Below are 9,676 nucleotides of genomic sequence, written 5' to 3' on the forward strand. Positions count from 1 at the left end.
GTTTTGGTCAGGGTGTTACCAACAGTGGTGTCCCCAAAGTCAATGGCGTTGGTGCTCTCATCTGCAATATCAACTGTGCCATTGAGAACTTCAATTTCTGGAGTAGGGATGGTGCTGCGGGGGGCTTCATATGCACCAATATCTGTCCCTACAATGCCATTACCATCGCCATCCTGGGGAATAGTTTTAATGATGCTATTGAAGGTATTGGAACCAGTATCGATCGCAGGACTTCCAAGTTGGAGCCGAAAGTCACCATTTGCTGCATCAACAAACAACGGGTCTTTGTTTAAAATATTTCCTGATCCTGGGGCAGTAAATGCTCCGTTGTAAGCAAGGTTATTGTTAAATGAAACATTACTAGAATAAATGATGCCAGCGGTAGACCCTCCTGTGCTTGCATACATAATATTGTTATAGACCCGAACATTTTTAGCACCGTTAATAAAAATTTCTCCGTCTGGGATTATTCGTGAGTTATGGTAAGTTGTATTATTTACAATATCTACAGGGTTTTCTCCTTTGAAAATCTGAATAGCTGCCCCACCATTGTTGTAAATTAAGTTTTTGCTGATTAAGGCTTTCCCCTGGTATGCAACATTTCCAATATAAGAAGTGTCAAGCATTATTCCATGACCCTCGGTTATTTTTCCTGCTTGATACCAAGGGACTAATTGTTTATTATCAAAAGAAGTATTTCCTTGGATAATTACTTTGTAATCTTTTACATTATTATCTGAGTTCCAAAGATGCCCTACTGTGATTCCTTGAGTTCCGTAGGGTGAATACCAAGAGGTTCCAGAAACAATATTGTTTTTTATTGTAATATAATCAGCTTCTCCTGCACCAATCCCGCCTCCTGGAAACTTAGAAATCTTGTTATTAATAAGTGTGATATGGTGTGACCGTTCAGTTGGACTACTCTTGTTAATACTAATACCACTACCAGATGTTGCTGGGTTATTCAAATTGTCTTTTTGTTGGAGCGCATATTCTAATGTAATTTCATCTCGTGCTCCTACCAATGTTAAGCCATCAATTACTACGTATGAAGAGCCTGTAATTGATATAGCATTCCAATTGTTGCTGTGTGCTTCTATAACAGGTGTGTGTCCAGGATATGCAATAAATGTGATCGGTGCATCAGCCCTACCCTGCTTATTTCCAATACTCAGGATATTTGCATAAGATGAGGTGTAAGTACCATTCATGACGTAGACGGTATCACCTGCCTGCACCAAGTCTGCGGCTTTCTGGAGGGTGCGAAATGCCGCTCCTTCCTTCAAGCCATTATTTTTTTTATCATCGCCTGTTCCAGAAACGTAGTATGTTTTGCCAGCCATAGGTTTACTCCAAATATATGTATGGGGAATTGGTAGTACACTCTCAGCAACAAACTCAGTTGCTAAGTAGTTATTTGAATGGGTTATCTGTCTGGACTATTCAGGACAGTCACAGCTGTCCGATCGCGACTTGAAATCGCGCCGGTTGTAAAAAAGCTGTTGTAAAACTGAAAATTTTTTCTCCTGTCAACCGATGATGGTTAAACTAGGGATGTCGATACCATCAATCGTCAGTGTTTTATTGAGGGTGATCGGACGATTAGCACCTAAGACTTGGCAGCGCAAAGCTGGAGACGTTTCCTCTCTTCTCTGGGCTTGTTTGTTAGACCTTTAACTTGAGGGAACTAATGTAACAACTTAGTCGAACCTGTTTTAAACGGTGTAACTGAGCCTTTTGAACTCATGTATTAAAACTAACCTTTAAAAAAAGAATTTTCACCAGTGAATACCCTTATTAAAGTAGTTTTTTTTACAACAAAAACAAAAAACATATGCAAGTTTATGGTGGAGTCCGATTAATTTCCAGAGTGATATGGGAATGGAGAGCCCTTTGTGCAAGGATTTGATGAAGTTTATCTAAAAATTTTTAAAGAAACCATGCCTTCTGGTGCGTCTGCTACGCATAGCTTGCTTCCCGTTCGCAAAGCATCCGTAGGGAAGGGTACGCCGGGCTATTCGGTGTCGCCAAGCAACGGCATCTCGCCATTAACTAGGTTGCCGTAAATCTTTGTTGTTGCGATCAGGCACGAAGGAAGAGGGTTTTAGCCTAGTTGATCAATCTTTGAGATAGTTTGGTTTGATGCCACCAACTTACTTAATCTTCATAATATGAAAACTGAAATAAACTCCAGAATACCCGTTGCTTTAACCATTGCTGGTTCAGATAGCGGTGGCGGTGCAGGAATTCAAGCTGATTTACGCACCTTTGCTTTTCACTGTGTCCACGGTACTAGCGCTATAACCTGCGTCACGGCACAAAACACTCTAGGAGTCAGGAGGGTTGATGCCATGCCCACAGAGGCTGTTGTGGCGCAAATTCAGGCAGTAGTTGAGGATATTGGCGTACAAGCTGCTAAAACGGGAATGTTGCTCAATCAGGAAATTATCTTTGCTGTTGCCCAGCAGGTGGAAGCTTTACAAATCGATAATCTAGTAGTTGATCCAGTAATGGTGTCACGTACAGGGGCACAATTGATTGATGATGATGCTGTGAAGACTCTTTGCTATGCCCTGATTCCCAAGGCGGTGATCATCACGCCCAATCGCTATGAAGCCCAGATTTTGAGCGGTTTACAAATCAATTCTTTGGAGGATATGCAAGCCGCTGCTGAAATTATTCACAAGACTTTACGGACGAAGGCTGTTTTAGTCAAAGGCGGAGGTATGCAGGGAGATATGCGTGGCGTTGATATCTGGTTTGATGGGGACAAGTTGGAAGTTTTGACTTGCCAGCAAGTAGAGACAAAAAATACCCACGGTACTGGTTGTACACTATCGGCTGCGATCGCTGCTAATCTGGCTAAGGGAAAAGACTTGTGGCAAGCGGTGCAACAGGCAAAGGAGTATGTCACTACTGCACTCACTTACGCCCTAGATATTGGCGAAGGGCAAGGCCCTGTAGGACACTTCTTCCCATTGTTACAAAATTAACCTAGTGGTTAATTATCAAGCTGTTGACTGACTATTGACTACTGACTACTGACCATATCCAAAATGTAAATAAGAAGTTTTTGCCCTTTCGGCATTTTTCTATTATTCTTGGGCATAGTTTCAGGGCTGACTATCTCTGTTAACATCTCTGTACGATCTAATTAACTTGATTTTTAATACCAAGCCCCCGATGCGAACAACCATAGGTTCTGTTCACAGAAATTCGCCAACACCGACTACTCAAGCCTACCCTGCCTCTGTACCATTATCTGTATACAGGGAATTGTCAACAGAGTTGCAAGCAACACAGGCGAGGCTAGATGCACTCACCACCAAAAATCAGCAATTAGCACAAGAAAATCAACTACTACGCCAAGAAATTACCAAAGTTGTTGAGTCTTTTTCTCACCTGCAAAAGTTTGTGGATTCCCATGCTACGCCTAGTTATCACCAAGTCCCCCAAGCTCCTGGCTACGTGAAAAGTGGTGCCAAACAGCCAGTAACCCAAGCGCATCCACCTCAGCAGGTTTCTCGCCCATCTCCACCTGTTGTCCCCAAAGCCCCACCCGAAAAAAGCCGCCGCCAAAACTTTTCTCCACCTGTAATGGAAATAAATTTCCCGATACCAGAACCAGTTTTTATAGAAGAGCAACAAGTAAGTTATTATTCCACTACTGAGCCAGATGCCAAGGAACTCAATGGCTGGTGGTTAATTATCACCATCTTGTTAATTATGCTTACTGCCTTTAGTGCTGGATATTTCGTTGTGCGTCCCTTGTTTGAACATCAGAAACGTTAGTTGACACTCCCACTGTTAACAGCAGCATGGTTTCGGGCTACCGAGCAATTTCTCTGCAATCACTCTCTAAATATCTGACCATATCTGCTAAATGACGGAATTTATTTATTTTTAGGTTATAAAAGCTATAAAAAATGCTAACTTGACAGCAACTTCTTTATGTTAAAACCTCAAAGATTATCCAATTTATAAATCCTTGCCGCTTCTCACGTCCCAAACCCTCAGACAAAGCATATACACTTTAAGAAAGTGGTAATTATTACATATGTTTTAGGAAAAGCACTGCTAGTTACAGCTTCAGACAGCGGATCTGGTTAGATATATAAACGAAGCTAGTAGAAGTCAGGAGTCAAGAAGATGAAAAAAGTAGAAGCTATTATCCGCCCATTTAAGCTAGATGAGGTGAAAATTGCCTTAGTTAACGCTGGTATCGTTGGCATGACTGTTTCTGAAGTCCGGGGGTTCGGACGGCAGAAAGGCCAAACTGAACGGTATCGCGGTTCTGAGTACACGGTTGAGTTTCTCCAAAAACTCAAAGTGGAAATCGTAGTTGACGACAATCAGGTTGATATGGTGGTGGACAAAATTATTGCCGCTGCCCGCACTGGTGAAATTGGCGATGGTAAAATTTTCATCTCGCCTGTTGAACAAGTGATTCGGATTCGTACCGGGGAAAAGAACACAGAAGCAGTTTGAGTGCTGATAAGCTTCTGAACTATATGCCTATATATGACTCAATAAGTCACATATAGGCATATTCCCACGTCCTACTGGCTACAGGCTACGACAAAAACTAGCTTTACTCTTGACATAGAACACATGTACTATGTATATTTGATATATAATCTATATATAAAAACAAAGGTAAAAATGTTTTGAGCAAAAAAACTTTAATCACGCTTAACTTGTCGGACACTGAGCTTGAGCTACTAAATAGTCTTAGTGAAAAAAAGGACATGAATAAGTCAGCGGTGTTACGGCAAGCTTTACGGATGATGGGGCTGATTGAGCAACGTATAGAGCAAGGTGAAAAATTTTACTTTGAAACTGTAGACGAGAAGAAATCTGAACTTATACTTGTTTAGCTTAATTCAAACTTGTGAGTTGTTGCCTTGAATGCGATTGCTAAGTTATCCTTATTCCGTGTTAAAGATTCAGCCTTAGTTGAAGCAGAATTATATAATCTATCTTCTAAACATATTTCAGACTTTGAAACCTTTTGGAAACAAAGACTTCAAAACTCATCTGAAGAAGACAGCCATTGGTCATGGATAGATAAATTTTTGAAGCTTTCAACGCCAAATTATGAAAGGCTCGCATTAGAATGCGAAGCGATTACTCAAGGACTTATGATTCTGGAGTTAGATTGCTATCGTTCCCTTTTAGAATCTGCTAAGAATCTCGTTTATGTAGATTACTTAACTATAGCTCCTTGGAATCGTCGCTCTATAGAAAATCCACCAATGTATAAAGGTGTTGGAAGTAGTTTACTAAAGTTGGCTATAGAACGTAGCTTTGATTTAGATTACAAAGGTAGGCTTGGTTTACACTCTTTACCTGGCGCAGAAAATTTTTACAGAAAATTTGGAATGGTTGATTTGGGATATGATTCCAATAAACAAGGACTAAGATACTTTGAGATTTCATCAGACCAAGCTGAGAAAATACTCAGCCAATCTAGTTAGCTGGTCAACTTGGTTGTGGATAGTCAGGAAGGGGTAGGGCAATGCAGGATTTATCGAGCAATTCTTGGTTACAGTGGGCGGTTGAACTTGAAGATGAAGTAGATTGTGATGTAGCTGCGGGGCTAGATTTAGGTCAAAATTTAGCTAAATATTTGGCTAAAACTCAAGCTCATATTAGTTATGAAAAATTAATAGCAATTTTACAGGAAGAGTTGGGTAACATATTATCGCAGGAAGAAATTGAAGAAATCGTGCAAAAAACCGAAAATGATATTTTGGATTGTCTTCAACAAAAATTCCAACATTCCAATGTAGCGTGAGGATTTGTTTATGTCATCTGAGCCAAATTCAGAAGCTAATAATGTAACCCCATTAAGCCAAGCACGCCTTAATCGTAAGGGTACTAACCCTATGATTGAGGTGTCTGAGGATAGGCTCAGAGATATTTTATCTTCAGTTGTTAGTGATCAATTAACCCAAAAGCTAAATCGATTGGAGAACAGTATTAACAAAGTCGTAAGCCAGTTTGAGGCTGTACGAAATGGAAGCTCTGAAGATGCTGCTTTAAGAGTCACAACTAATCTCGATAATACAGATATAGCTTTGAGTGCGATTAGCCTTCCTAAAGAAGAACATTATCCTTATACATGCACTCATCTAGCCGAAGTTTTAAATATACGTAACCATGATGTTCTTCAGAGAATAAAAATCTTAGCTTTACGTAACAATCCAATTTACTATATGCGTATTCCTGCTGGAAAAACCAGCTGCATAAATAAATGGTCTGAAGCGACTCTTCAAAAACTTAGGGAGATAATTGCTTAACCGCACAATAAAGGTAAACAGCATTTACACTTTAAAAACTTATGGGAAATTACTTTTAACTTTAATACCACAAGCCTTTATTATATTTTCCTTGATTGCTATATTTAGTCTGACTATTAAGTAACGCCAAAACTACTAATTCTCAGATAGCTTATCATTTCTTAAATCAGTTTTTTATCCTAACTCAGGACTCAGAACTAGACAATGTGTATAGTTGGGGAAGTAAAGCAGCAAAAGCCTTGCCTCGATGGCTAATTGACCCCTTCAATTCCCGTGTCATCTCAGCAAAGGTCAATTGCAACTCTTGCACATAAAAAATTGGATCGTAGCCGAAACCATCATTACCACGAGATGTATGGAGAATTTCACCGCGACAAATACCTTCAGATTGTAATACGATCGCACCATCAGGACGAGCGAGCGCTACTGCACAAACAAATTGAGCTTGCCGATTGACTTCGTTACCTAATTCCCTCAATACCCTAGCAATCCGTTCTGAGTCGGTTTTGGCATAACGTGCAGAATACACTCCTGGTGCGCCATTTAGGGCATCTACTTGCAAGCCCGAATCATCACCAATTGCCCAGTTTCCTGTGACTTTAGCAATTTGTGAGGCTTTTAGACAAGCGTTGGCGGCAAAGGTTTCGCCCGTCTCTTCAACTTCCAATTCTTCAGGTTTTAGGGTTAATTCCCAACCAGAATTTTCCAGGTAAGCTTGCATTTCCCGCAACTTACCGGGATTTCCTGTGGCGACTACAAGTAATGTCATGAATTACGAATTATTAGTTAGGAGTGATGAGTTATGAGCTAGGAATTAATAACTCCTAACTCTCAACTCCTCACTAATTTTACTCTGCCCACTGTTTCGCCCAAGCAAGAGTTTGATGCACTTGCTCTATTGTCGGGGCTTCGCAGTAGAGGCGTAAAACTGGCTCAGTACCGCTAAACCTAATCATTAACCAGCTTTTATCAGCTAGGCGGTACTTGTAGCCATCAATTGTTTGGCAATCAATCACTGCTAACCCGGCAATTTCTGTTAAGGGTTGGGTTTGTAGTTGTTGCAAAAGACGCGATCGCACTTCCATACTTGCTAAGGGTAAATCAATGCGATCATATGCTGAATTAAACCCTGTTTGTTTCTGCAAGTGCCGATAATATTCACCTAAATCCAAACCAGATTCTACAATCGCTTCTAGAACGTACAATGCTGACAGCAGTGCATCGCGTTCGGGAATATGGCTGCCATAGCCGATTCCTCCTGACTCTTCGCCGCCCAGCAACACTTTTGCTGCTAACATTCTGTCAGCGATGTATTTATAACCAACTGCTGTCTCAAATACTGACAGGTTATGTTGTGCTGCTACAAGAGGCATCAAGTCAGAACCACTAACAGTTTTGACTATTTCACCACTAAAGCCGCGCCTTAAGGTTAAGTGGTCAATTAATATCGGGATTAATACTTGAGAACTCAAGAAGTTGGCTTCTCCATCCACCGCTGCAATGCGATCGCAGTCCCCATCAAATACTAACCCTACGGTTAAACCTGATTTATCGGTTTCTCGGTGAGCTTTGATGACTTCAAATAACTTTGAAAGGTATTTAGGCAAGGGTTCCGGCGCACCACCACCAAATAGGGGATCGCGTTCTGAGTTGATTTCTTTAACCTGATTGCCTAGTAGTTTCGCCAATCCGCCAGCAGCAGCGCCATGCATGACATCAGCAAATAAGGTTAATTTGCCAGATGCGATCGCTTCTCGAAGTTTGGCGATATCAACTTTACCTTCTAATGCTTCTGTATAACTGGGCCAGGGATCGAATTTCTCTTGCTTACCTGGGGTAGCTGCTAGTGGTACTCCCACCGACAATTGCGCTTCTATCTCTTTTGTGACTTCTGGCGGCACCGAACCACCAAAATAACCCTTGACTTTTAAGCCTAAATATGATCCTGGATTATGGCTGGCTGTAATTACCAACGCTCCTAAAGCATTGAGTTGTTTTGCTGCCCAACTATAAGCTGGGGTTGGGGCAAAGCTTTCGCTCAGTAGGACATCAAATCCGATAGCAGTGACAGTATCGGCAACAGCACGAGCAAAATCTTCGGCCATGAATCGGCGATCATAACCGACAATTATTGTCCGGCTACCCACCGTCGAAAAATATGTATCATATAATACTTTTGCGGCAACTGGCGCGACCAGGGCTAGGCGTTCAAAGGTGAACTCATCACCAATAACGCCCCGCCAGCCGTCTGTACCAAACTTGATTGAGTTAGCTACAACTGGCATCTAGGTATCCTAACTGTCTACTTGAGGATTCTAGCATTTATACAGTGTATAAAGTAAAAAAAGAATCTAGTAATAATATGTACTAATAATATTCGGCTGTTTCAACACAAAAGTGAGCAAATTTGTGCAACAGAGTGCGTAGACGGGCAGTAACTTGTCTCAGACAGCGCCTTTTGGCTCACAAGTAAAATTCGCCTTCGTGGAATTTTCACATGGTATCTACGCAGGCTTGTTTTATGTAGGGGCGAATTCTAATCGCTAAGTATTCCAGTCTTATCCAGATTTGGATGTATTAGCTGCTCCACCTCAGCAGCTTTTTCGCTTAAATCAAGCTCTCTGTAGATTTGCAGACTTTCAGTCAAAAACTGGATAGCAATTGCCTCAGTACCTGATTGATGAAGCTGGGAGCGGTTCAGGTATATTTCGCCCAAGAGTTTACGAGATGAAGCTTCTAGTTTCCGGCGATTGTACTCCTGAAAAACTTGGAGGGATTCTTGGGCTAGTTCTTCGGCTCGGTCAATATTTTTTAAGACGCTGACTTCCAGATAAGCACGGGCAATATCAAGAGCTTCATCTGCTCGATTTACTGTCTGCCCCAGTTCGGCAAGATATGTCAAGCCAGTATTGTAATATTCTTCAAATTGGGCAATTTGTTCTTGCGGTAACGAGTCGTCAATAGACGACAGGCGTAAGCGTTCTGACCAAATTAAGCTAAGGATAATGTAGTCGTAAGCAAGATTTTTTTTATAGTCTCCTGTGGTATTTATTTGGATGGCTTGACAGATATTTTGTTCAGCCTGCGCCAGTAATTCAAAAGCTACTGCTCTATCTAAGGTATTTTTTGCTAACAAGCGTTGATTGTTAGCAAGTTGCATACAGCATCGAGCTGCATTCTCATCATGGCCTAACTGCCGATAGAGATTTCGACTTTGCTGGTTATACTCAATCGCCTTCGTGTAACTCTTTAAATTGCGGTAGCAACTAGCGATCCAAGATAGTTGGTTAGCGACATTCTCCTCTAGACCCAATTGCTCATAAAGGTCATGGCTTTGTTGGTGGTAGGCGATCGCTTGTTCATATTTGCCCCAA

Annotated in this window: 10 protein-coding genes and 1 pseudogene; 7 read left to right on the top strand and 4 right to left on the bottom strand. The window is 41.3% G+C overall.

Annotated features, from left to right (window positions below; genetic code table 11):
* On the bottom strand, positions 1–1,343 hold a 1,343-nt coding region (locus Q0541_RS18550), incomplete at its 3' end, for a right-handed parallel beta-helix repeat-containing protein (protein ID WP_298913254.1).
* Positions 1,344–2,171: 828 nt separating this feature from the next.
* Here Q0541_RS18550 and thiD point away from each other — a divergent pair.
* The 7 genes from thiD (at position 2,172) to Q0541_RS18585 (ending at position 6,302) form a co-directional block, all read left to right on the top strand.
* Complete coding sequence (thiD, locus tag Q0541_RS18555) at positions 2,172–2,993, top strand: bifunctional hydroxymethylpyrimidine kinase/phosphomethylpyrimidine kinase (protein ID WP_298913257.1); 822 nt, start codon at positions 2,172–2,174, stop codon at positions 2,991–2,993.
* A 190-nt stretch (positions 2,994–3,183) separates the two neighbouring features.
* The gene (locus Q0541_RS18560) at positions 3,184–3,792 is read left to right on the top strand and encodes a hypothetical protein (RefSeq protein WP_298913260.1); all 609 of its coding nucleotides are present in this window, start codon (positions 3,184–3,186) and stop codon (positions 3,790–3,792) included.
* Positions 3,793–4,149: 357 nt separating this feature from the next.
* The gene (locus Q0541_RS18565; protein WP_012410794.1) at positions 4,150–4,488 is read left to right on the top strand and encodes a P-II family nitrogen regulator; all 339 of its coding nucleotides are present in this window, start codon (positions 4,150–4,152) and stop codon (positions 4,486–4,488) included.
* A 260-nt stretch (positions 4,489–4,748) separates the two neighbouring features.
* Complete coding sequence (locus Q0541_RS18570) at positions 4,749–4,877, top strand: hypothetical protein (RefSeq protein WP_267871219.1); 129 nt, start codon at positions 4,749–4,751, stop codon at positions 4,875–4,877.
* A gap of 27 nt (positions 4,878–4,904) precedes the next feature.
* Positions 4,905–5,477, top strand: a complete 573-nt coding sequence (locus tag Q0541_RS18575; RefSeq protein WP_298913304.1) for a GNAT family N-acetyltransferase — start codon at positions 4,905–4,907, stop codon at positions 5,475–5,477.
* Positions 5,478–5,518: 41 nt separating this feature from the next.
* On the top strand, positions 5,519–5,797 hold the full coding sequence (locus Q0541_RS18580; RefSeq protein ID WP_298913307.1) for a hypothetical protein: 279 nt from the start codon (positions 5,519–5,521) through the stop codon (positions 5,795–5,797).
* Between the two features lie 10 nt (positions 5,798–5,807).
* The gene (locus Q0541_RS18585) at positions 5,808–6,302 is read left to right on the top strand and encodes a hypothetical protein (protein WP_298913310.1); all 495 of its coding nucleotides are present in this window, start codon (positions 5,808–5,810) and stop codon (positions 6,300–6,302) included.
* A 184-nt stretch (positions 6,303–6,486) separates the two neighbouring features.
* Here the strand turns inward: Q0541_RS18585 and rdgB are convergent, their stop codons facing one another.
* From rdgB to Q0541_RS18600, 3 genes and pseudogenes are all read right to left on the bottom strand, one after another.
* Positions 6,487–7,071 (bottom strand): RdgB/HAM1 family non-canonical purine NTP pyrophosphatase, encoded by a 585-nt coding sequence (gene rdgB, locus Q0541_RS18590; protein WP_298913313.1) that lies wholly within the window; start codon positions 7,069–7,071, stop codon positions 6,487–6,489.
* Positions 7,072–7,150: 79 nt separating this feature from the next.
* Complete coding sequence (locus Q0541_RS18595) at positions 7,151–8,587, bottom strand: phosphoglucomutase/phosphomannomutase family protein (RefSeq protein ID WP_298913316.1); 1,437 nt, start codon at positions 8,585–8,587, stop codon at positions 7,151–7,153.
* Between the two features lie 251 nt (positions 8,588–8,838).
* Positions 8,839–9,676: pseudogene (locus tag Q0541_RS18600) on the bottom strand (histidine kinase); the annotation flags it as partial.

Source organism: uncultured Nostoc sp., from assembly GCF_937863485.1.
GTDB lineage: Bacteria > Cyanobacteriota > Cyanobacteriia > Cyanobacteriales > Nostocaceae > Nostoc.

Bases quoted from the DNA above. Each gene is read 5' to 3' on its own strand.
- rdgB (WP_298913313.1), bottom strand. From the start codon at position 7,071: ATGACATTACTTGTAGTCGCCACAGGAAATCCCGGTAAGTTGCGGGAA.
- Q0541_RS18565 (WP_012410794.1), top strand. From the start codon at position 4,150: ATGAAAAAAGTAGAAGCTATTATCCGCCCATTTAAGCTAGATGAGGTG.
- Q0541_RS18580 (WP_298913307.1), top strand. From the start codon at position 5,519: ATGCAGGATTTATCGAGCAATTCTTGGTTACAGTGGGCGGTTGAACTT.
- Q0541_RS18570 (WP_267871219.1), top strand. From the start codon at position 4,749: ATGAATAAGTCAGCGGTGTTACGGCAAGCTTTACGGATGATGGGGCTG.
- thiD (WP_298913257.1), top strand. From the start codon at position 2,172: ATGAAAACTGAAATAAACTCCAGAATACCCGTTGCTTTAACCATTGCT.
- Q0541_RS18585 (WP_298913310.1), top strand. From the start codon at position 5,808: ATGTCATCTGAGCCAAATTCAGAAGCTAATAATGTAACCCCATTAAGC.
- Q0541_RS18560 (WP_298913260.1), top strand. From the start codon at position 3,184: ATGCGAACAACCATAGGTTCTGTTCACAGAAATTCGCCAACACCGACT.
- Q0541_RS18595 (WP_298913316.1), bottom strand. From the start codon at position 8,587: ATGCCAGTTGTAGCTAACTCAATCAAGTTTGGTACAGACGGCTGGCGG.